The sequence below is a fragment of the Parageobacillus sp. NEAU-HV-2 genome (genome assembly GCF_059115485.1).
Map to the genome: position 1 here is coordinate 21,002 of NZ_JBXUJJ010000010.1, position 22,171 is coordinate 43,172.

At 44.7% G+C, this 22,171-nt stretch carries 27 protein-coding genes; 10 read left to right on the forward strand and 17 right to left on the reverse strand.

Features of this window, described 5'->3' with window-relative positions:
* The first annotated feature begins 237 nt into the window (after nt 1–237).
* On the forward strand, nt 238–1,299 hold the full coding sequence (locus tag AC1WMD_RS14810) for an FUSC family protein (RefSeq protein WP_494257811.1): 1,062 nt from the start codon (nt 238–240) through the stop codon (nt 1,297–1,299).
* 37 nt (nt 1,300–1,336) lie between these two features.
* Here the strand turns inward: AC1WMD_RS14810 and nikC are convergent, their stop codons facing one another.
* From nikC to fabL, 10 genes are all read right to left on the reverse strand, one after another.
* Entirely contained in the window at nt 1,337–2,236 is a 900-nt protein-coding gene (gene nikC / locus AC1WMD_RS14815; RefSeq protein ID WP_494257812.1) for a nickel transporter permease, read from the reverse strand.
* 17 nt (nt 2,237–2,253) lie between these two features.
* A complete protein-coding gene (locus tag AC1WMD_RS14820) occupies nt 2,254–3,258 on the reverse strand; it encodes an ABC transporter permease (RefSeq protein ID WP_494257814.1) in 1,005 nt (334 codons plus the stop codon).
* Between the two features lie 67 nt (nt 3,259–3,325).
* Entirely contained in the window at nt 3,326–4,930 is a 1,605-nt protein-coding gene (locus tag AC1WMD_RS14825) for an ABC transporter substrate-binding protein (RefSeq protein ID WP_043903580.1), read from the reverse strand.
* 52 nt (nt 4,931–4,982) lie between these two features.
* The gene (locus tag AC1WMD_RS14830) at nt 4,983–5,948 is read right to left on the reverse strand and encodes an ABC transporter ATP-binding protein (RefSeq protein ID WP_043903579.1); all 966 of its coding nucleotides are present in this window, start codon (nt 5,946–5,948) and stop codon (nt 4,983–4,985) included.
* Nucleotides 5,914–6,939 carry an ABC transporter ATP-binding protein gene (locus tag AC1WMD_RS14835; protein WP_043903578.1) on the reverse strand — a complete coding sequence of 342 codons (1,026 nt, stop codon included), beginning with the start codon at nt 6,937–6,939 and terminating at the stop codon, nt 5,914–5,916. Before AC1WMD_RS14835 ends, AC1WMD_RS14830 begins: the two co-directional genes overlap by 35 nt.
* 208 nt (nt 6,940–7,147) lie before the next feature.
* Nucleotides 7,148–8,896, reverse strand: a complete 1,749-nt coding sequence (locus tag AC1WMD_RS14840; protein ID WP_043903577.1) for an ABC transporter ATP-binding protein — start codon at nt 8,894–8,896, stop codon at nt 7,148–7,150.
* A 69-nt stretch (nt 8,897–8,965) separates the two neighbouring features.
* Complete coding sequence (ntdP, locus tag AC1WMD_RS14845) at nt 8,966–9,499, reverse strand: nucleoside tri-diphosphate phosphatase (protein ID WP_043903576.1); 534 nt, start codon at nt 9,497–9,499, stop codon at nt 8,966–8,968.
* A gap of 80 nt (nt 9,500–9,579) precedes the next feature.
* Nucleotides 9,580–9,852 carry a YgaB family protein gene (locus AC1WMD_RS14850; RefSeq protein ID WP_043903575.1) on the reverse strand — a complete coding sequence of 91 codons (273 nt, stop codon included), beginning with the start codon at nt 9,850–9,852 and terminating at the stop codon, nt 9,580–9,582.
* Between the two features lie 213 nt (nt 9,853–10,065).
* Nucleotides 10,066–10,254: a gamma-type small acid-soluble spore protein gene (locus AC1WMD_RS14855; RefSeq protein WP_043903574.1), complete on the reverse strand. Its 189-nt coding sequence runs from the start codon at nt 10,252–10,254 to the stop codon at nt 10,066–10,068.
* 58 nt (nt 10,255–10,312) lie between these two features.
* Entirely contained in the window at nt 10,313–11,062 is a 750-nt protein-coding gene (gene fabL, locus AC1WMD_RS14860) for an enoyl-[acyl-carrier-protein] reductase FabL (RefSeq protein ID WP_494257815.1), read from the reverse strand.
* A 69-nt stretch (nt 11,063–11,131) separates the two neighbouring features.
* Here fabL and yfhS point away from each other — a divergent pair, with 69 nt between their 5' ends.
* Nucleotides 11,132–11,350, forward strand: a complete 219-nt coding sequence (yfhS, locus tag AC1WMD_RS14865) for a mother cell protein YfhS (protein WP_043903572.1) — start codon at nt 11,132–11,134, stop codon at nt 11,348–11,350.
* Here yfhS and mutY read toward each other — a convergent pair whose 3' ends face one another.
* Nucleotides 11,351–12,463 (reverse strand): A/G-specific adenine glycosylase, encoded by a 1,113-nt coding sequence (mutY, locus tag AC1WMD_RS14870; RefSeq protein WP_043903571.1) that lies wholly within the window; start codon nt 12,461–12,463, stop codon nt 11,351–11,353. It lies immediately after the preceding gene.
* 356 nt (nt 12,464–12,819) lie between these two features.
* On the opposite strand from mutY, the gene AC1WMD_RS14875 reads away from it, so the two are divergent.
* Nucleotides 12,820–13,800: a metal-dependent hydrolase gene (locus AC1WMD_RS14875; protein WP_494257816.1), complete on the forward strand. Its 981-nt coding sequence runs from the start codon at nt 12,820–12,822 to the stop codon at nt 13,798–13,800.
* 36 nt (nt 13,801–13,836) lie between these two features.
* On the opposite strand, the gene AC1WMD_RS14880 is transcribed toward AC1WMD_RS14875, so the two are convergent.
* Entirely contained in the window at nt 13,837–14,106 is a 270-nt protein-coding gene (locus AC1WMD_RS14880; protein ID WP_043906471.1) for a YfhJ family protein, read from the reverse strand.
* Between the two features lie 118 nt (nt 14,107–14,224).
* On the opposite strand from AC1WMD_RS14880, the gene AC1WMD_RS14885 reads away from it, so the two are divergent.
* Nucleotides 14,225–14,386 (forward strand): small, acid-soluble spore protein K, encoded by a 162-nt coding sequence (locus AC1WMD_RS14885; RefSeq protein ID WP_043903569.1) that lies wholly within the window; start codon nt 14,225–14,227, stop codon nt 14,384–14,386.
* Nucleotides 14,387–14,418: 32 nt separating this feature from the next.
* On the forward strand, nt 14,419–14,580 hold the full coding sequence (locus AC1WMD_RS14890; RefSeq protein ID WP_088124099.1) for a YpzG family protein: 162 nt from the start codon (nt 14,419–14,421) through the stop codon (nt 14,578–14,580).
* 38 nt (nt 14,581–14,618) lie between these two features.
* Here AC1WMD_RS14890 and AC1WMD_RS14895 read toward each other — a convergent pair whose 3' ends face one another.
* Nucleotides 14,619–14,954, reverse strand: a complete 336-nt coding sequence (locus tag AC1WMD_RS14895) for a YfhH family protein (protein WP_043903568.1) — start codon at nt 14,952–14,954, stop codon at nt 14,619–14,621.
* 68 nt (nt 14,955–15,022) lie between these two features.
* On the opposite strand from AC1WMD_RS14895, the gene AC1WMD_RS14900 reads away from it, so the two are divergent.
* Nucleotides 15,023–15,691: an SDR family NAD(P)-dependent oxidoreductase gene (locus tag AC1WMD_RS14900; protein ID WP_494257868.1), complete on the forward strand. Its 669-nt coding sequence runs from the start codon at nt 15,023–15,025 to the stop codon at nt 15,689–15,691.
* On the opposite strand, the gene recX is transcribed toward AC1WMD_RS14900, so the two are convergent.
* On the reverse strand, nt 15,688–16,503 hold the full coding sequence (recX, locus tag AC1WMD_RS14905; protein ID WP_494257819.1) for a recombination regulator RecX: 816 nt from the start codon (nt 16,501–16,503) through the stop codon (nt 15,688–15,690). The genes AC1WMD_RS14900 and recX overlap by 4 nt on opposite strands.
* Before the next feature lie 97 nt (nt 16,504–16,600).
* Here recX and AC1WMD_RS14910 point away from each other — a divergent pair, with 97 nt between their 5' ends.
* The 4 genes from AC1WMD_RS14910 (at nt 16,601) to AC1WMD_RS14925 (ending at nt 18,852) form a co-directional block, all read left to right on the forward strand.
* Nucleotides 16,601–17,503 (forward strand): TIGR01777 family oxidoreductase, encoded by a 903-nt coding sequence (locus AC1WMD_RS14910; protein ID WP_494257820.1) that lies wholly within the window; start codon nt 16,601–16,603, stop codon nt 17,501–17,503.
* A gap of 287 nt (nt 17,504–17,790) precedes the next feature.
* Nucleotides 17,791–18,342, forward strand: a complete 552-nt coding sequence (locus tag AC1WMD_RS14915; RefSeq protein ID WP_494257821.1) for a GNAT family N-acetyltransferase — start codon at nt 17,791–17,793, stop codon at nt 18,340–18,342.
* Between the two features lie 103 nt (nt 18,343–18,445).
* Complete coding sequence (locus tag AC1WMD_RS14920) at nt 18,446–18,574, forward strand: YfhE family protein (protein ID WP_088124098.1); 129 nt, start codon at nt 18,446–18,448, stop codon at nt 18,572–18,574.
* A gap of 89 nt (nt 18,575–18,663) precedes the next feature.
* The gene (locus AC1WMD_RS14925; RefSeq protein ID WP_043903563.1) at nt 18,664–18,852 is read left to right on the forward strand and encodes a YfhD family protein; all 189 of its coding nucleotides are present in this window, start codon (nt 18,664–18,666) and stop codon (nt 18,850–18,852) included.
* A gap of 33 nt (nt 18,853–18,885) precedes the next feature.
* Here the strand turns inward: AC1WMD_RS14925 and AC1WMD_RS14930 are convergent, their stop codons facing one another.
* The 3 genes from AC1WMD_RS14930 to AC1WMD_RS14940 all read right to left on the reverse strand — a co-directional run bounded on the left by AC1WMD_RS14930 (nt 18,886) and on the right by AC1WMD_RS14940 (nt 21,756).
* A complete protein-coding gene (locus AC1WMD_RS14930) occupies nt 18,886–19,713 on the reverse strand; it encodes a glycosyltransferase family 8 protein (RefSeq protein ID WP_043903562.1) in 828 nt (275 codons plus the stop codon).
* Nucleotides 19,714–19,963: 250 nt separating this feature from the next.
* Nucleotides 19,964–20,221: a hypothetical protein gene (locus AC1WMD_RS14935; protein WP_043903561.1), complete on the reverse strand. Its 258-nt coding sequence runs from the start codon at nt 20,219–20,221 to the stop codon at nt 19,964–19,966.
* 98 nt (nt 20,222–20,319) lie between these two features.
* Entirely contained in the window at nt 20,320–21,756 is a 1,437-nt protein-coding gene (locus tag AC1WMD_RS14940; RefSeq protein WP_043903560.1) for an NADP-dependent isocitrate dehydrogenase, read from the reverse strand.
* Between the last annotated feature and the right edge of the window lie 415 nt (nt 21,757–22,171).

A 22,171-nucleotide genomic window follows, 5' to 3' on the forward strand; every position in this document is an offset into this window, starting at 1 on the left:
TTTGATTTGCCTTTATCCCCGTTTCTGCAAAAAAGACTTCAGCGCAGCATGGCCCGGAGAGAAGCGGCGCAGCCAGCACGACCAATAATGCCGGCGGCCGCCATCCATTTTGCAAGAAAATCTGTCCTTCCCATTTTTAAAAATATTCCATGTATATTTCCTTCTTGATATCATATATAAAAGCGTGTATAGTACTAAATTGTTTACGAGAACTAGAAGGAAAGGTTTGAAGATACGATGAAGCTCGGTGCCCGCATTTTTAAAACGGGAATCGCCGTTACATTGGCGCTTTTCCTCGCAGCGCTGCTACACTTGCCTTCTCCCGTATTTGCGGGGATTTCGGCTGTATTTGCGATGCAGCCAACGATCTATCGCTCTTATCTTTCATTGGTCGAACAAGTGCAGGCGAATATCATTGGGGCCATCTTGGCAATCATCGCCGTCCTGTTATTTGGACGCGATCCATTTATTGTCGGCCTTACGCTCATGATTGTTATCGCCCTTTGCTTAAAAATGCGCCTTGAATCTACCATTTCGGTGGCGTTAGTTACAGTTATCGCTATTATGGAATATACAGATAAACAGTTTATTGAATTTGCCGTTATCCGTTTTCTCACCATTATGCTTGGCATATTTGCTGCCTTTATTGTCAATTTAATCTTTCTTCCCCCAAAATATGAAAAGAAACTATATGAGAAAATTAGCGAAAACACAGAAAACATTTTAAAGTGGATTCGCATCCATACGAGACACGCATCAGAGCATCATATTTTGAAAGAAGATATTGAAAAAATAAAAGAAAATATGACGAAGCTGGAACATCTTTACTTAATGTACAAAGAAGAGCGCACGTATTTTCGCAAAAATCGTTTCCAAAAATCGCGAAAGCTCGTGTTATATCGGCAAATGATCGTCACAGCTAACCGGGCGCTCGATACATTAAAACTCCTTCATCGCTTTGAAAACGAGCTGTATCGCATGCCGCTCGAATTCCAGCAAATCATCCGTTCGCAGTTAGACTGTCTTCTCTATTATCACGAACAAATATTATTAAAGTTTATAGGCAAAGTAAAACATCAGCCACGCATGGAAACGGCTGATGAAGCGCATCAAGAAAGAATGCGGTTAATCGAGGCGTTTTACGCGCATCATCATCCATTGAACGAATACTATCTTTTCTCGTTGGTTGGCACGATTATCGATTATAGCGAGCAGTTGGAACATCTTGATAAGCTTATTGACAGTTTCCAACATTATCACCAAGAGTCTTCCCTAGCGAAAACTTTAATTAACGACTAAAAGGCTATCTCCATCATAGCGGAGATAGCCTTTTTCGTTAGCTTTTCATGCGCGGGTCTAGCGCGTCGCGCAACCCGTCTCCCATTAAGTTAAAGCCAAGCACCGTAAGCATAATAGCCAGCCCCGGAAAAATCATCGTCCATGGCGCTTGTGTCAAAAAGTCTTTCGAATCAGCAAGCATTTTCCCCCACTCCGGATTTGGCGGCTGCGCCCCTAATCCTAAAAATCCAAGAGCGGCTGCTTCAATGATGGCCGTCGCAATCGCCAGCGTCCCTTGTACAATAATCGGCGCCATGCTGTTCGGCAAAATGTGGTGGAACAAAATGCGCATATCGCTCATTCCAATTGCTTTTGCCGCCATGACGTATTCTTCTTGTTTAATGCTTAAGACGCGCGAGCGGATCAAGCGCCCAAAGTTCGGAATGTTGATGACGGCAATCGCAATTAATGCATTTTGCAAAGACGGCCCGAGCACGGCGACAATGCCAATAGCCAGCAAAATGCTTGGAAAAGCGAGCATAATATCAAACAAACGCGAAATAATGCCATCAATCCAGCGCCCGTAATACCCGGCGATAATACCGAGCAGCGAGCCGACAATAACCGAGCCAAGCACAGAGAAAAAGCCGACCCATAGCGAGATTCTTGCACCATAAATAACACGGGAAAAAATATCTCGGCCAAAATCGTCTGTCCCAAAGAAATGTTCCGATGACGGCGGCTGCAACCGCTCTGCTAAATTTTGCTCTTTAAAGTCATAAGGCGCAAGCAGTGGAGCAAAAATCGCCAGCAAGATAAAAAAGACGACGATGCCCAGTCCGACAAGGGCGATTTTGTTTTTGCGAAATCGGCGCCATCCTTCTTTCCATAGGGAAGCAGACTCTGTTTGTTCTTGCACCGTATGCAGCGGTGTTTGATTGCGTGCCAGTTCCGCCATATCCGCTTTCCCCCTTCCTAGTTATATTTGATGCGCGGATCGATCGCCGCGTAAAGCAGATCGACGATTAAGTTGATAAAAATAAAGATGGTAGCAATCACTAAAATTCCCGACTGAATAACCGGATAATCGCGATAGTTAATCGCGTCGTAAATGTAGCGGCCAATGCCAGGCCAGCTAAAAATCGTTTCCGTTAAAATCGCGCCGCCAAGCAACAGGCCTGTTTGCAAACCAATAACAGTCAACACCGGAATGATCGCATTTTTCAATGAATGCTTGTACACGACCCAAAACATGCTTAAACCTTTTGCTCTCGCCGTGCGGATGTAATCCGATTTCATCACTTCAAGCATGCTCGAGCGCGTAATCCGGGCGATAATCGCCATCGGAATCGTCGCCAAGGCGACGCTTGGTAAAATTAAATGCTGCACGACTTGCATAAATTGCTCCGTATTTCCTGCTAGAAGCGTGTCAAGCAAATACAGATGGGTAATCGGCTCTATCGGGTTTCGTACTTCTTCGCGCCCCGATGTTGGCAGCCAATCTAACTGAATGGCAAACACCCATTGCTCCATCAGGCCAAGCCAGAAAATCGGCATCGAAACGCCAATAAGCGCTAAGACCATCGCGACATAATCAAACCAAGAATTTTGAAACCAGGCGCTAATAATGCCGGCATTAACCCCGATGACGACAGCGATGATCATCGCGGCTAGCGAAAGCTCCAACGTCGCGGCTAAATACGGCCAAATTTCATCCGATATCGCGGCGCCGGTGCGGATCGACTCGCCTAAATCCCCTTGCAGCAAGCCGCCTAAATATTTGATGTACTGCACATACCAAGGCTGGTCTAATCCTAGCTTATGTGTTAGCGCAGCAACCGCTTCCTTCGTTGCTTTCTGTCCTAAAATGACTTGCGCGGGATTGCCCGGTATCGCGCGAATCATGAAAAAAACGACAAGCGACATTCCCAACAATACAGGAATGACCATTAGTATTCTTCTGACTGTATATGAAAGCACGCCTGTCCCTCCTTTTGCCGATCATGAAAAAGAGGGGAGGATGCACTCCTTTCCCCTCCGCATATCGTTATTCAAATTCAACTTTTGTAAATTTATCCGAACCAGTCGGATGCGGATTAAAGCCTTTAATGTTTGCTTTTCCGGCAAGCAGCGGTGTCGAGTGAACGAGCGGAATCCATGGTGCATCCTCTTTAATGATTTCTTGCGCTTTTTTGTAAAGCTCATTTCGTTTATTTTCGTCGCTGACGGTTTGCGCCTCGACTAAAATTTTGTGAAGTTCATCATTGGAGTAATACGTATAGTTGTTGCTGCCGATGCTGTCTTTGTCTAACAAAGCGTATAAGAAGTTGTCGGCGTCACCGTTATCGCCGGTCCAACCAAGCAAGAACGCATCCGCTTCTCCTTTTGCTGCTTTTTCTAAGTACGTTGCCCATTCATACGTAACGATTTTCGCTTTTACTCCAATTTTCGCAAAGTTAGCTTGGAGAGCTTCCGCTACTTTTTGACCATCTGGCATATATGGACGAGGCACCGGCATAGCCCATAGCTCCATTTCAAAGCCATTCGGATATCCCGCTTGTGCGAGCAATTCTTTCGCTTTATTTAAATCAAACGGGTAGTCTTGAATCGCATCATTATAGCCAGGAATGCTTGGCGGCATCGGGTTTTTCGCCGGTTCCGCCTGACCGGCGTAGAACGCGTCAATAATCGCCTTTTTGTCCACCGCGTAGTTCAATGCTTGGCGGACTAATTTGTTTTTCAACGGTCCTCTCGTCACCGTCAATCCGACGTAACCGACGTTCATCGACGGACGTTTAAAAATTTGAAAATCTTTATTTCCTTCCACTTGTTTCAAATCGGCTGGATTCAAGTCTTCCATCAAATCGATTTCGCCTTTTAGCAACGCATTGAGACGGGCGGAGTTATCTGGAATCGAAACAAAGATTAATTGATTCAGCTTCGGATAGCCCTTTTCCCAATAATCTTTATTTTTTTCGAGGACGATTCGTTCGTTGCGCTTCCATTCTTTAAACACGAATGGTCCAGTTCCCACTGGATGCTCGCCAAACTTGTCGCCATATTTTTTAATTGCCGCTGGGCTGGCGATCGCAAATGGCGTCATGGCAATATTTTTCAAAAACGGAGCTTGCGGACGTTTCAACACGAATTGAACCGTGTAGTCGTCCACTGCTTTTACTTCTTTAATGACATGGCTTTCATCGTTTTTATAACCGCCAAACATCGAGCCATAATACGGAAATTTATCCGCATTGCCGTTGGCCCAACGTTCGAAGTTGAAGACAACCGCTTGGGCGTTGAAATCCGTTCCATCATGGAATTTCACACCTTTGCGGAGCTTAAATGTGTAAGTCAATCCATCATCAGAAATCGTCCATTCTGTCGCTAGCGCCGGTTTTACGGTCGTATCTTCGTCATTATAGTCTAGCAGTGTGTCAAAAATATTTTTCGTTACCTTTAGCGATTCGCCATCTGTGACCACAGCCGGGTCAAGCGAGACAGAATCGCCGCCACGTCCGTAGACGAGCGTATCTTGCGATGATGATTTTTCTTTTTCGCCGCTGCTTGTTTTTTCTGACTTTCCGCAGCCAACAAGCGCCATCGACACTGCAAGCATTAATGCAAGCAATGTCATCCATGTTTTTCTCCTCATTCTTTGTTCCCCCTTAAATAAAATTTCTATCATTTCGTTGGTTGCCATCCTGTTAATACAAGTGGCAAGCAACGTAATGCCCTTTCTCTACTTCTTTCATCTCCGGTCGCTTTTGTTTGCAAATATCCATGCAAGCGCTGCAGCGCGTATGAAACGCGCACCCTTGCGGCGGATTAGCCGGGCTTGGCAAATCTCCTGATAAAAGCTGGCGTTCTTTTTTATATTCCGGGTCCGGAATCGGCACAGCGGAAAGCAGCGCCTGCGTATACGGATGTTTCGGAGATTCATATAATTGGTCGCTATCGGCCAATTCCACTAGACGCCCTAAATACATCACGCCGACGCGGTCGCTAATATGACGGACAACCCCTAAATCATGGGCAATAAAAATATATGTAAGCCCAAATTCTTTTTGTAAGTCTTCAAGCAAATTCAGCACTTGCGCCTGAATCGATACATCAAGCGCAGACACTGGCTCATCGGCGATAATGAGCTTCGGATTGGTCATCAAAGCGCGCGCGATGCCGATGCGCTGCCGCTGCCCGCCGCTAAATTGATGCGGATACCGCTTCGCATGATACGGCCCAAGTCCAACCACTTCCAGCATCTCCTGAACGCGCTTTTTCCGTTCCTCTTTGGAGCCTATTCCGTGTACGATCAGCGGTTCTTCCAAAATTTTTTCGACCGTATGGCGCGGATTTAACGAGGCGAAAGGGTCCTGAAAAATCATTTGCATATCGCGCCGCATTTTCCGCAATTCTGCTTTCGGCAATTTCGTTACTTCTTTTCCTTCAAAAACAATCGACCCTGTCGTCGGTTCAATTAAACGGAGGAGCATTCGTCCTGTCGTTGACTTGCCGCAGCCGCTTTCCCCAACGATGCCAAGCGTCTCTCCTTTGTAAACGGTAAATGTTACATCATCGACCGCTTTCACCTCACCGATTTTTTTGCCAAATACTCCTCCCGTAATCGGGAAATATTTTTTAAGCCCTTTCACTTGCAACAGCGGTTCGCTCATGATTTCGTTCCTCCTCTCCAAGCGGCAAAAAACAGCGGACGCGATGGCCGCGTTCTCCTGCTTCGTATAGTTCTGGATCTTCTTGAAGGCAGCGGGAAAAAGCATGCTCGCACCTTGCCGCAAACCGACAGCCTTGGCGAACCGATCCCGGCTTCGGCACATTGCCTGGAATGGAATATAACCGTTCTTTTTTGTCGCGAATGTCGGGAACCGATTGAATCAAGCCGATCGTATATGGATGTTTCGGATTTTTAAAAATCGTCCGCACATCGCCCTCTTCGACGATCTTTCCCGAATACATGACGATCACACGGTCGCATATTTCAGCGACTACTCCCAAATCGTGCGTAATCATCATGATCGAGGTATGAAAGTTTTTATTCAGTTCTTTCATCAACGCCAAAATTTGCGCCTGAATCGTCACATCGAGCGCCGTAGTTGGCTCGTCGGCAATGAGCAGTGCCGGATTGCACACCATCGCCATCGCAATCATCACGCGCTGGCGCATCCCGCCGGAGAGCTGATGCGGGTATTCATCGATAATTTGTTCCGCGCGCGGCAGACCGACGAGCTTTAACATCTCGACGGCTCTTGCTTTCGCTTCTTTCTTGCTCGCTTTCGTATGTATGCGAATCGCCTCTATTAGCTGATTGCCAATCGTAAACAGCGGATTTAAGGATGTCATCGGCTCTTGAAAAATCATCGCGATTTCATTGCCGCGAATCTGCTTCATCCGTTTTTCGGAGGCATGAACGAGATTTTCGCCTTTAAACAAAATTTCACCATCGACAATGCGCCCGACCCCTTTCGGCAACAAGCCCATAATCGACAGCGAGGTGACGCTTTTTCCGCATCCTGATTCGCCAACGACTCCTAAAATTTCTCCTTCGTTTATGTAAAAGTCAACGCCGTCAACGGCAGGGATTTCTCCTTCATCGGTAAAAAAAGACGTTTTTAATCCTTTTACTTCTAGCACCCGCGCTTCTGCCATTATTTCACCTTCTATCCCCATTCGGTTCAATTGATAAAATATTTTTATTTTAATTAAAATTATGCCACGTGAGTTTCCATAAGACAATATAATATTATAAAAAATTTAAATTATCCCAATAGATTGAACAATAATAAAAAACGGTCTTACAAAGTGTAAAACCGCTTTCATCTTTTATTTTCCAATAATATAAATATTTTTCTTTTATTTATTGATGGAGTTGCTGAATGGTAAATAAGTGATAATAGCTCCCTTGTTTCGCCATTAATTCCTCGTGGGTTCCGCTTTCGACAATCTTGCCGTTTTCAATAAGGAAAATGCGATCCGCATGCGTAATCGTCGACAGGCGATGGGCAACGATAAACGTTGTGCGATTTTTAGCGAGCCGCTCCATTGCCTCTTGAATGTAATGCTCGCTTTCCAGATCGAGCGCTGATGTTGCTTCGTCAAAAATAAGAAGCGGAGGATTTTTCAAAAAGACACGGGCGATGGCGATTCGCTGCTTTTGCCCGCCGGATAATTTAACGCCGCGTTCTCCGACTTTCGTGTCATATCCGTCTGGCAAATTCATAATAAAATCGTGGGCGTTAGCCGCTTTGGCAGCGGCAATCACTTCTTCGTCCGTCGCTCCGGGTTTTCCAAGCAAAATATTTTCTTTTACAGAATCGCTAAATAAAAAACTATCTTGGAACACAATCCCAATTTTATCGCGCAGACTGCGGACGCGAAAATGGCGAATATCAACGCCATCCAATAAAATCCGTCCTGCAGTCACGTCATAAAAACGCGGGATCAGGCTTACTAGCGTAGATTTCCCGCCGCCGCTCATGCCGACAAGGGCGATCGTTTCTCCCGCTTTTACGGAAAACGAAATATCGCGAAGTACCGGCGGTTCATTTTTATGATAAGCAAACGTAACATGGTCAAATACAATATCGCCTTTTACTTCTCGACAGTCGACCGCGTTTGGCGCATCTGCAACATCATACGGCTCATCGAAAAATTCGAACATCCGGTCCATCGAAGCGAACGATTGCGTTAAAGTCGTAGACGAGTTGACAAGGCGGCGCAGTGGGCTATACAGCCGATCGATATATCCGACAAAAGCGACCATCGTTCCGACGGTAATATGGCCAAGCAGTACTTGATAGCCGGCATAAATAATAACGATGATCGGGGCGATATCGGTAACCGTGTTGACAACCGAAAACGATTTGGCATTCCAGCTCGTATGCATCAGCGCCTTCGTTAAAAAATGGTTGTTTTGCGCAGAAAACCGCTTCTGCTCCGCTTCTTCGATCGCGAAACTTTTAATGACTGACATTCCTTGCACCCGCTCATGCAAATAAGCTTGGAGCTCTGCCAAAGCTTGGGAGCGCATTTTCGTCCGCTGGCGCAGGCGGCCAAAAAAATATTTAACGGAAAACGCGTAAAGCGGAAGCGTGCTAATGGAAAGCAGCGTCAGTTTTATATCCATCTTCACCATAATAACGAGTGCAATAATAATCGTTGTCATATCTAACCAAAGATTCATCAGTCCCGTAATAATAAAATCTTTTGTTTGCTCGACATCGTTAATCACGCGCGAAATAATTTCACCGGTGCGGTGATTCGAATAATACGTAAAACTTAGCTTTTGCATATGTGTAAACAACTGGTTGCGAATGTCATACAGCACTTTGCTCGCCGTCCACTGGGCAAAATATTGCCGATAATATTCGACAATCGGACGAATAAGGACAAAAATAACCAACATGATCACAAGCGCCCACCAAAGCCGGGTGGTTTTCGCCGCCATCGACATCGTCGCATTTCCAATAATTTCGTCCACCACATATTTCAGCAGCAATGGAATAAGAAGCGGGATCGCAAACTTAATAATGCCGATGATCATTGTAGCGATGATATACCATTTGTACGGACGAACAAATTGCATATAGCGGCGAATACTTTCCATAAACATCCCCCTTAAAAGCAGAAAAACCTGTTTGCGGCAACGAACAGGCTTTTTTGTTTTTTCTTTTATTCACTTTCGATATGACTGAAACTTTTCATACCACTTGTCAATAAAATCAGGCGCAAACGGGCCTTTTCGTTCCTGAATCCAGCTGATCAGTTTTTTTACGTTATTTTTTAAAATGCGGTCGATCACATCGGGATAATTCATCTCTTTACGGTGCCGTTCATACTCATCTTCATCAAGTAAAATATATGTCATATCCGGAAATACTTTAATATCCAAATCGTAATCGATATATTTGAGCGCTTCCTCATCCCATACAAACGGCGAACTTAAGTTGCAATAATAATAAACCCCATCATCACGAATCATTCCAATAATGTTAAACCAATGTTTTGCATGAAAAAAACAGATGGCCGGCTCGCGCGTCACCCATGTCCGGCCGTCCGCTTCCGTCACCAGCGTTTTGTCATTCGCCCCGATAATATATGCAGAAGCTCCTTTTAGCACGACCGATTTTTCCCATATACGGTGAATCATCCCATTATGTTTATAACTATGGATTTGAATAATCTCTCCTTCTACAGGATATCCAGACATCATTCTCCCTACTTTCTCATGGGAACTTCTCTTTTCTATTATAACGATTAAGCAGATAATTGAAAACAAAGAGAGCCATCTTACCAAGCTGAAGATGGCTCGCATGTGCGGCGATACTGGTTTTGATAAGAAAGAATAACTTCTTCCGTTTGTTTCTCAAACGTTTGTTGAATTTCCTTTAACTGTTGTTTCATCTGCTGAATTTCTTCTTGAATCGATTGGAGCTTTGCTTCTTGCTGCAGTTCGATCAATTGTTTTTCAATTTCTTGGCAGCGCTCGATTTCCGACTGTAAAAATAAAAGCCGGTCCATCGTTTTTAGTTGCTCATTTACTAAACGTTCAAACAGTTCCACGTTCGTTCTCTCCCTTTCCTTCCGGTTATGTTTATTACATTCGGGAAGGGAGGAAAATTTCCTTTGACTATATATGTAAAGTTATGGCAACTTTTGTCGTTAAACGAACCATGTTTCGCCTTACCAATTTTTCACTTTGTTAGCTTTTTTGACGTTTTCGTAGTGGTGCAAAATGAAATAAGCAGAGGCTTTTGCCGCCTCCGCTTTTCTATGTTACTTGCTGGAGTTTTGCGCTTTGCTAGCTTCTGCTTGCGCGTTTTGTTGTCTTACTTGTTGCGCATTAGTTTCTGCAGCAAATTCAGTGCCGAATTGGCCTGCTTGTGCAGATTGCGCGTTTTGTTGTCTTACTTCTTGAGCGTTAGTGCCTGCAGCTGTTTTGTTTGGTTGTTGTTGTTTTGCCATCGTTATCACCTCCACGTGACTTAATGTACCCAGGAGGTGATGATTCTATCCATGAAAATTACAAAAGTAAAGATCTTCCACCATCCACGATAATCGTTTGCCCACGGATCATTTCGGCTTCATCAGACAGCAAAAACATTACTGCATTAACAATATCTTCTGGCTTTACCATTCGACCGGCAGGTGTTTTTGCGACAGCATCGGACAACAACTCTTCACGGTTTGGAAAATGTTTCAATGCATCGGTGTCGACGGCACCACCTGATACGGCATTTACAGAAATATTTTTCGGTGCTAATTCCACAGCTAAATAACGCGTTAATGATTCAACCGCTGCTTTCGAAACGCCGACCGCCGTATAATTTTCCAGATAGCGGATTGCTCCTAATGAGCTGATGCTGACAATTTTGCCGCCGCCGACTTTTTCCATTCGTTTTGCTGCTTCTTGGGCGCAAAATAAAAGCGCTTTGCTGTTAATATCCATCGTCCAATTCCAATGCGACTCCTCGAGCTCCATCGCTGGCCGCAGCACGCCTGAGGCGGCGTTATTAATAAGGGCATCCACACGCCCAAACGCTTCATCCACTTGCGCGAACATCGCTTTAATTTTTTCGACATCGCCGACGTTTGCTTTCACGACAAGCGCCTTTCTTCCCAACGCTTCGATTTCCTTTGCTGTCTCTAGTGCAGCCGTTTTGCTGCGTGCATAGTTAACAACAATATTATATCCTTCTTTCGCCAGGCGAAGGGCAATCGCTTTGCCGATTCCGCGGCTGCTTCCTGTAACTACCGCCACTTTTTCGTTCATGTTTTTCTCTCCTTTACGCATAAATGAATCATTGCTTTTTCAAACTAGAAAAAAAAGGGGGCTTTTCTAATGTACGTTGGTCGTGATATGACAGAACTGTCCATGCTTCCAAAATCGGAATGGACGGACAGCGAACTCGCTTATTTCCATCATTCCTTTCAACAAATCGCTCCATATTTAAACGTAGAAGGCCAGACGCTCCACCGTGAAATCATCGAAGAAATCGAAGCTCGCGGCGGACTAAGAAACAGCGAAGCCACGTATACAATGTACCAGACAGATGTATGACTAAAACAGGTGGAACAATCCACCTTTTTTCTGTTTATACTCCTGCCAAACACGCTGGTGAGAAACCGGAAAAGCATAGGAACTCATTTCCTTTTCATCCACCAGTTTCAGCTGTTCCGTTTCAATAAATTTGCCAGCTATTTTTCCGTCATAAACGGTAATATTCCAAATCAAGTGGGAAAATGCATGCTCTAGCGCAATAAACGGTTGCCCAAGCTGTACCTTGACCCCATATTGTTCCTTTAAAAATGCTTCCAGCTGCTTTTCTTGACTTGCTTGTCCGTCCGCCGCTTCACAGTTTGGAAATTCCCATAAGTTCGCAAGCAGCCCTTCGCTGCTGCGCTTATGAATCAATACTTTTCCATTTTCATCTTTCAACACCGCAGCGATAATCGGCACTTGTTTCACGTTCGTTTTTTTGGTTTTGACCGGCAGCTCTGCCTGCACTCCTTCGGCAAACGCGCGGCAATGCGCTTGCACCGGACAGAGCAGGCAGGCAGGATTGCGCGGTGTACAAATAAGCGCTCCTAACTCCATTAACGCCTGATTAAAATACGAAGGATTTTCACGTGAAATAATTTGCCGGACAATCGCTTCAAACAGCTTTCTCGTTCCTGTTTTGGAAATATCCTCCCAGACAAGAAAAATCCTTGATAATACCCGCATCACATTGCCGTCGACCGCAGGTTCAGGAATGCCGTAGGCAATGCTTAGCACCGCACCTGTCGTATACGGTCCGACTCCTTTTAATTTCGCAAATTGCTCGCGATTATCGGGAATTTTTCCGCCATATTGCTCTTTCACTTCTTTTACCGCCGCATGCAAATTGCGGACGCGCGAGTAATAACCGAGTCCTTCCCATGCTTTTAACACTTCTTCTTCATCCGCTTCGGCAAGCGCTTCAAGCGTCGGAAACTGCTCGATAAACTTATGAAAATACGGAATCACCGTATCGACTTTTGTCTGCTGCAGCATCACTTCCGACACCCATACTTTATACGGGTCGTTGTCTTTACGCCACGGCAGGTCGCGCTGCTCTTTTTCAAACCAGCCGATTAAATCTTGTTGAAACTGTTTGATGGCAAATCCGCCAAGCAATGTTTGTTCTTTCACCTTATTTCCTCCATGATACCCTTATGTCCGTTTTGCATGTTTATTATAACAAAAAACACCTGATTGTGCCTTTCGCGGCATCAGGTGTTTCGCCGTTATTATTTTTCACATAAGCCACACCATCGGCTTTATTCTTTCCTATTCAAAAAATTGGAAAATAGCTAGATGATGACGCCTTTTCAGCCATCTTTCCCGGACAGGAAAGATGGCTTTAGTATTCCCTTCCCTCGTCAATGCATTCGAAATGTGCTACACTGGCAATACATCATTTTGTTTTTCATCCATTGACTCGTCCAATGATCGGAAACGGACTGGATATACTAATGAATGAGACTAACAAAGGAGGCTTATTTCGCTTGGATACAGGAACGCACATTTTGATGGGGGTAGCGCTAGGCAGCATTGCTACATTAGATCCCGCTGTCGCACACGATCCTTTTTTGTCTCACGCTGTACTGATTGGAACATTAGCCGGCTCTCAAGCGCCGGATATCGATACCGTGCTGAAATTGCGCAACAATGCCAAATATATTCGCAACCATCGCGGCATTACTCATTCCATCCCTGCCATATCATTATGGCCGCTGCTTATTGTAGGAGTTATCGCTTTCTTTTATCCATCGGTTAACTTATTTCACCTATGGCTATGGACATTTATTGCTGTCGTACTTCACGTCTTTGTCGACATTTTCAACGCTTACGGCACCCAGGCGCTGCGTCCGTTTACAAAAAAATGGGTCGCGCTCGGCGTGATTAATACATTCGACCCAATCATTTTTGCCCTGCATGTCATCGGCATCGGCCTGTTGTTTCTTGACCTTCATCCTGGCTATACGTTTTTAGCGATTTATGGCGTCATCGCCGTTTATTATATGATACGATTTCGCCAGCAGGCAGCGATTAAACAAGCCGTCCGCGCCGAAATTGCCGATGTCGAACAGATTATTACCGTTCCGACGTTCCGCTTCCGCGAGTGGCATTTGGCGATTACGGCAAAAGATTACTTTTATGTCGGGCGGGCAAAAAACGGGCGCATCTATATATTGGATCAATTTGCAAAATGCCCTCTTCCCGACGATCCCGTCATCGAAGCAGCCAAGCAGGATGAAAACGTTGCCGCCTTTTTATCGTTCTCCCCTGTTTATCGCTGGGAACTTAACGAATACGATGATTATTACGAAGTGCGCTTTACCGACTTGCGCTACCGCAGCAAAGGCCACTACCCATTTGTCGCCGTAGCGCAATTGGATCGCGGTTTAAATGTTATTAGTTCGTACACAGGCTGGGTTTTTAGCGAAGGAAAGCTGCGAAAAAAACTGGATCTCGCGCCAAACTAAGCAAATAGGCGGACGCTTAGAAGCACCCGCCTATTTTTAGTGCTTTAAATAATCGTCACGATTTAATAAATGTTTATATTTTGGGTTGTTTGTTTGAAATTCATGCAGCGTTGCTCCGTAGCGGTCGATCCATTGCCGCACTACTTTTTCCGTCAGCTCTTTTCCTCTGTACTCGTATCCGGCGCGGGCGTATGTCGTTTCGAAATCTTCCCACAGCAATTCCACCCATGTTCGCGCTTGGGCATAAGCAAGGGACGGGTTTTTCTCCAACAAATAATTCGTCAGCCGTTCGAAATATTCATTCATCATCATTTTTTTCACCTCTTGTCCCAACAATTTGCATACATAAGCCAGCCAAGTTGCATCATAATAAAAATACGTGTTGGTTACCAACACGAGCAGGAAAACAAGGAGGGAATGTGCGGTGCGGAATAAAAAGCGCAGCTTCCCAAACCAAAACAATAACAAATTCGAGGGAGAACCGCGAGCAAAAGCGGAATATGCTTCCAAACGGGCAAACGGCACGACAAACACTCATCCGCAAGAACGGATGCGCGCCTCTGGTGAACGCGGAGATGATTTTTAAAAACCTTCCTTGATGTTGGGAGGTGTTCGATAATGGGTCACCATCCACGCAAAAAATTTTATGATAACTTCTACTCCAACCCTTTCCAGCAGCCATGGGCAAACCCGAAACACGCCCACTCGCAAGTGAATGGGGAAACGCAGCAGACACTCGATTTAATTATCCTTGAACGCCAGACGCGAAAACAGTCGTAGCTGATGGAACCTAGAGAATTCCTTCTCTAGGTTCTTTTTTACATATTCGGCTTGCCGAGCAGTGAAATCGGCAATGCCTCTTCTTCCCCATTTCCTTTTAGACGATAGCCCCAAGCAAACACACCTTTTAAATAACGCACTTTAAAATATTCTCCTGGATCGCCTTCAATTTCATATATCTCTCCAGGCTGGAAATCGTTCGGGTCAAGCAAATACGCTTTGGCCATGGCAATTTTTCTTTCGTATACGGCGTATTCGTTGACCATTCCCATCTGTTCTGCTTTGCGTGCTTTTTCCGTCAATGCGGCGATTTCTTGGTGTAATTCTTGTTTCGTCATTTCGCTATATCGTTTTTGTTCCCCAGGAGCGTTCATTGTTTGTTCCTCCTTTGATTTTTATTATATGATAAAAACGACAACCCAACAGAATGGAGAGACAGATGATGGATGTTATTGCTATTACCGGAGCTGGTACAGGTTTAGGAAGAGAATTAGCATTGCAATATGCTGGGCAAGGACATATCGTCGTTGCTCTCGGTAGACGGATCTCCCCTCTTTTAGACGTAGTACAACAAATCGAACATCTCGGCGGAAAAGCATTTGCCTATTCACTTGATATCCGCTGTTACGAAGATGTTGTTCATACAGTCGATACGATCGTGAAAAATCACCATGTTACATGTCTTGTGAATAACGCTGGCATCGGCCATTTTGGCCCGCTTTCTTCCCTTTCCCGGCAGCAAATTGACGAGATGATTCAAACGAACATCAACGGCACCATTTATATGACAAAAGCATTTTTGCCACATTTCCTGACGATGCCGAAAGCAAAAATTATGAATATTATTTCGACTGCTGGCTTACGCGGCAAAGTAAACGAATCCGTCTATGTCGCTACAAAATTCGCAATTCGTGGTTTTAGCGAAAGCTTAGTGAAAGAACTGGAAGGAACCAATGTTTCCGTTACCGCCGTTTATATGGGCGGCATGGACACGCCATTTTGGAACGGAAGCGACCATATAAAAGACCGCTCGCGGCTGCGCTCGCCAAAAGAAATAGCCGAACAAATTATTGCTTTGGAAAACGGGCAAGCGGAACTGATTTTATCCTAATGGTCCCTCTCGTTTTTTAATTGGCTTAAAAACTGCTCGATCATCTCAAGTGGGAAACCTTTGCGGTACAGAGCCTGCTTCATTTTTTGCTCGTATAGCGGGCTATCATATTTTTCATAGCGGCGGTGCGCTTTTCTTCCTTGATGCTGCAAAGCCTCCCACTCTTGCTCTTCCCTTTCGTCACATTCTGACGACAACACCTGATCAATGACTTCCTGCGGAAATCCTTTTCGATATAAAAGCTGCCCGATCTGATATTTCCATTGCCGCAAAGACTGCTTTGTCCGTTGTTTTTTTGCTTTTTCATAAAGCGAGCGCGCCGTCTCCACTTGTTCGGTAAAGGAGTAAACAGCCAGGCTTTGCTCAATCCATTCTTCCGCAATCCCGAGCTTTTCCAATTCTTTACGAATGACATACGGTCCTTTTGCCGTCGTTTGCTTTTGCGTGCGCACATAGGCAAAAGCGAATTCGCGGTCATCCACGTATTTGTTCTCCCGCAGCTTATGTAGCACTTCTGCAATCACATCTTCGCGCGCACCTTTTTTCTTCAGGTGATCGATGACCTCGCGTTCAGATCTCATGCGGTGCGCTAAAAAATATAAAGCTTGATTATACGTTTTTTTGACTTGATCTGCATATACTATTTCTTGTAAGGAATTCTCATCGATTTCCATTCCTTTTTTCAATCGGAATTGAAGCAGCACGTCTTGATCAACGGTAATGACATCTATTTCTCCATTTTCTTTTTGCATCGTGACGCGAAAGCGTTCGTGGCTATTTGGCTGAACGGTTATATTCGTAATGATCCCCATCGATTTTTTCCCTCCACTTTTATCGTATCATAAGAAGGAATGTTGAACATAAAACACGAAATAATTATATGATGCCAAAAAATAGGGAGGGAAGCGGATGCATATCGCCATTGCCGGCGGAACAGGTTTCATTGGGCAAGCGCTCGCTGATTACTTTGCGGCGCAAGGACACCGGATTTATATCTTAACCCGGCGCCCTAGACCGTCTTCCTCTGCAGCCATCCGCTATCTTGCATGGACGCCTGATACTCGCCCCAACATTGATTTTCCTGCCTTTGATGTTGTCATTAATTTAGCCGGCGAGCCAATTAACCGCAGAAGGTGGACAAAAGAGCAGAAAGAACGCATTGTCCATAGCCGTGTCTCCACGACCAAACGGATCATTGAAATGATCAAAGCATTGCCATCCCCTCCTGGCGTATTTATTAACGCGAGCGCCATCGGTATTTACGGCACTTCGCTTACCGCTTCTTTTACCGAAGAACATTCAGTTATTGGCAACGATTTTCTGGCACAAACCGTAGCGAAATGGGAAAAAGAAGCGAAACAAGCGGAATTGTTAGGCGTTCGTACGGTAATGGCGCGATTTGGCGTCGTTTTTGGCAAAAACGGCGGCGCGCTTCCAAAAATGGTTCTTCCTTATCGCTTTTATATCGGCGGCCCCATCGGCACGGGACAGCAATGGCTTTCTTGGATTCATATCGACGATGTTGTCGGCGCCATTGCTTATATTATCGATCATGACAGGCTCGCAGGACCGATCAATCTTACCGCTCCGTCCCCTGTCCGAATGGAGCAATTCGGAAAAACAGTCGCCCGCCTGCTCCACCGCCCTCATTGGCTTCGTGTGCCAAATGCGATGCTGCGCGCCCTCCTTGGTGAAATGAGCATGCTTGTGACCGAAGGACAGCAAGTAATTCCGAAAAAACTGATGGAAGCTGGGTTTATCTTTTCCTTCCCTACACTGGAAAAAAGTTTAGCCGATTTATTAGCCACATAACTGTTTCGCCGTTAAAAAAACCAAAAAATATCCATAAAAATTTAACAAAAAACCTATTTCTTTTTTCTTTATCATCGTGTATGATGATGAAGACCTTAATCGACTCGTTGCCTATAATCATATATCGACGCGACAAAGGGGAAGGCAAATGGTGCGCCACCAGCGGATCCCGCTGGTTCTAGTGGGTTCGATTCCCACCCCGAAATTTTTTGATGAATATATATTAAAAAATTTCGAGGGTGGTTTTGCCCACAGATAAACTGCCCTCGGTAAAAGGAGGGAAAATGATGTTAAAAAAACGTGAACTACAAGATTGCCATGCGCTTTACGAGCTGATGGTGCACCCGGAGGTCTTCCCTTTCGTGCGCCAAAAAGCGAGCTCGTACGAAGAATTTTTGTTTATGACGAAACAAATGATCGAAGCAGAAGAGCGCGGTGAACTTATTTCTCGCACGATTTTGGATGAATGGGGAAATCCGATTGGCACGATCAGCTTATTCGATATACAGGATAACGCCGGATTTTTAGGCACATGGCTGGGAAAGCCGTATCACGGTCAAGGGTATAACCGCCGTGCAAAAGAGGCGTTTTTCCATGAACTATTTTACGAACTTTCCATCGAAACGGTATTTATGCGCATTCGCAAAGTAAACACCCGCTCCATTAAAGCGGCGGAAAAACTGCCGTACGTCACGCCGGCAAACGAGACAAGAAAAAGCCTTCTTGAACAAATTGGAGCAGATGTATACAATCTATACGAAATTACAAAAGACAATTATACGTTATATACGCTTCGCCATCCTTCTTTAATCGAAGAGGAACAACGCAAGGAAGCGTAACTGGGGCTGACGGTAGCAGCCCTTTTTTATTCGCGTGCATAAAAAAGCGGAGCAGCGGGCAAACTAAAAACAAATAAATTTTTATAAAAGCGAGGGGCTGAATATGGCGGAAAACCGGAGACGCGAAAAAACAAAAAGCACGTTAACGCGCGCACAAGAAATGAGCTATGCCCGCGACTTTAAACTGGCTGACCAAGCCGGCGGCTACACGGCAAAAAAAGCGAAGCATTAGAAAACATTGTTATTTATACTTTTCGGCACGGCCCGCCATCCTAAGTAATGAATCGTACGATTCACATTATGGCTTAGGAGGCATAGACGATGGGCCGATCTCGCGGACAAAAAACACGCGATAAAAACAAAGTTACTTTGCCGCAAGTTCCGAAACAACTGAAATCTGACGGACTCGATGTCGAATACTCCCGCGAATTTGCTGATCACGAAGATCTCGAAGCACAAGCGCGCGCCCAAGCTGCAGGCATTCGCCAAAGCAAAGCGCGCAAAAAATAACATCCTTTCACAAGGCAGCGCTTTGTGCTGCCTTTATGTTGTTTCCCCTTCGAGTTGCAAAACATCACTATACCGTTTATAGAATAGACCAAGTTCTCCTTTATAATTTTCTTTCCATGGCTTATCTTTTCCGCAATAATGAATAAATACGGTGTTTTCCTGAATCCATTGCAAATCATGTTTTGGATTCGGCAGCAGCTGAATCATATCGTAATAGCGGGCATCATAATTATAGCGATAGCCATCGACTCGTTTAATTTTGTCCCAATACAAGCCGTTCAACACATCTTGGTCAGGAAGCACGAGCTTAAAGCGATTATCGCGGATGAACTGGTAAATATCTTCGAGCCGAACCTCTTTTCTCATCAGCTCCAAGTTCATCATCATGACGCCAGTGTTAAAATATCCTTTCGCATTCGGCGTCTTTAGCCTCAGCTTATTGAATAAATTCGCTACTTTCGTGGAGTGGGTATGCTCCGCGGCGATAAATATATTTCCTTCAAAATCCATATCGTATAGTTCGTCGATTGGATTAATCGCTACGATGTCCGGATCTAGATACAAAACACGATCTAACTGCGGCGGCAAAAACTGATGGGCGGCAAGCCGATAGTACATCTCCGCCGTATAATGGCGAAATACAGGTGCATCGGCAAACAGCTCTGGATCAACATAAATCGGCACGAGCTGATGCCCTTGCCTCTCCACAAATTGTTTTAATAATTCGATTTCTATCTCAGGGATGCGGGAATACAATAAATAAAACGTAAATGGCCGGTTGTTATTGCGAAACAAAGAATTCATTAGCACTTTGAGCGGCGGAAGGTAATTGGCGTCCAGCGTCACGAGAACATGAAACATCCACCATCACTTCCTTGTCCATATCGTTCAGTAAAAACTAGACCATTCCCTCCTTACAATTATATATAAATATCGCTTGATGTTTCTTCTTTTTCATGGTTTCCGGTAAATTTTTTAGTAACGCAAAGGAAACGCGTTTGATGCTTATGTGCAAGACATCGTTCAATAGGCTAAAATAGCTATCCGATGAAGAGGCAATTCCCTTATGGATGGAAAATAAAAAAGCAGCTATAGGCTGCCAGCTAGTACATTAGCCAAGGTGCGGACGGGAAAATCGTCGAAATAGTTTCATGATCAACAAAGATATCACCAAAGCCAGCACGGCAGATATAAACAGCATGCCAAATTTTGGTCCGACAAATTGCACTTCCGCTGGCGCCTGCGCGGCTTCTGACCATAGTTTTGCCGGATCAGGCGTATACAGCCACGTCAAGACAATTCCAGATCCTATTTGAATCGCCATAAAAATAAACAGAAAACTAAACAAAAATACAATATATTTTTTCATTCTGTCCCTCCTTCCTTTCATTACGTTTATACGAAGTTTGTTCTTAAAAGTTTCGTGTTTCTTCCAAAAAAAAACAGCAGCGCACCGCTGCTGTTTTTTCATCCGTGAACCGCTGCAAATCCCGGTTCGCCGTCAAATAAATAAAGATTTTCCGTTTTAATGCAATCGTATCCCGCCGCAACAAGCTGGTTGTATAATTCGACAATTTGCCGATGCTCGATCGTTTCGCCTGGTTCCGCATGGAAACGGCAGCGCCAATGATCGGCGCAGAACGTTTCCGGAAATCCTCCTGGATATACTTTCACACCGCGGTTTGTAATAACGCGAAGCTTGAGATTGCCTGCTTTAAATTGCTCCAACGCTCTGCCAAGCTCTTCTGCCGTCCCTTTATCCCAGTCAAGGAAAATGTCTACGCCAAATAATTCTTTCTTTTGTTTTTGCCGTTGTTTTAACACCGCGTGAAGCTTTGGCGCTTCTTTGTAGGAAACTGGCGAAAGTTTTTCCGGAAGCTGGCCGAGACGGTCGATGACCGCTTTTGCAAACTCTTTCGTTCCTACTTGCTGTTTGCTAATTCCTTCGCGGTAAATGTCAAACGTGTGAATGCCGTCTTCAATCGTTTTTAGCCAAGCGTTATGCACGCGTGCCGCTACTTCCGGCTGACCGATATGCTGCAGCATCATCACCGCCGCTAAAAGCAATCCTGATGGATTGGCAAGGTTTTTCCCGGCAAGCGGAGGCGCCGATCCGTGAACAGCTTCAAACATCGCGCATTGATCACCGATATTCGCCGAACCGCCAAGCCCAACAGAACCTGAAATTTGCGCTGCAATATCGGACATAATATCGCCGTATAAGTTTGGCATGACAATGACATCAAATTCTTCTGGGCTATTGGCCAATTTTGCCGCGCCGATATCGACAATCCATGTTTCTTTTTCAATATCCGGATACTCTTTGCCGATTTCGTCAAACATGCGGTGGAAAATGCCGTCTGTCAGTTTCATAATGTTGTCTTTCACAAAACAGGTTACTTTTTTGCGGCGGTAGCTGCGCGCATATTCAAATGCGTAGCGAATCACTTTTTCCGAACCAGGCTGGCTAATCAACTTCAAGCATTGATATACTTGTTCCGTTTGGCGATGTTCGATGCCAGCGTACAAGTCTTCTTCATTTTCGCGAATAATGACGACATCCATATTTGGATGTTTCGTTTCGACAAACGGATAATACGCCACCGCCGGACGGACGTTCGCATATAAGCCGAGCGCTTTGCGGATCGTTACGTTTAAGCTTTTATAACCTCCTCCTTGCGGTGTCGTAATCGGTGCTTTTAAAAATACTTTCGTTCTTCTTAACGAATCCCACGCACTCTCTTCCAAGCCTGTTGTACCGCCGCGGAGATACACTTTTTCCCCAATCACAATCGTCTCAATATCTAGTTGCGCACCCGCGGCGTCCAAAATTTTTAACGTCGCGTCCATAATTTCTGGACCGATTCCATCTCCGTACGCAACCGTAATTGGTGTTTTGCTCATCTGAATCCTCCTTTGACGATGATGATGTGATCTATTGCCAACCCGCTGCCGCACATGCAGCGGAAGACCACTCTTCACCTAAAAAAGCAACCGTTTGCATTCCATGTTCTTCACATACGTGTTATTGTATCCCAAAACGTTCCATGTCAAAATTACCCCATTTATGATAATAACAAAGTATTGTTAAAATTTCCTCAAAAAATTTTATTTTTTCTCATATATAAATTTTTTATATGGGCAATAGTGATTGGTCAGTGTTAATATTTTGGATAATAAAAAATATATACTTTCTCATGAATGACCATCATTATGATTACCTTATATGATAGTAAATAAATATTATTAATATAATTTCGCCACTATTCCAATATTCATTCTCCTCTCTTTTTCTATTATTTTCATTGGATATTAATTC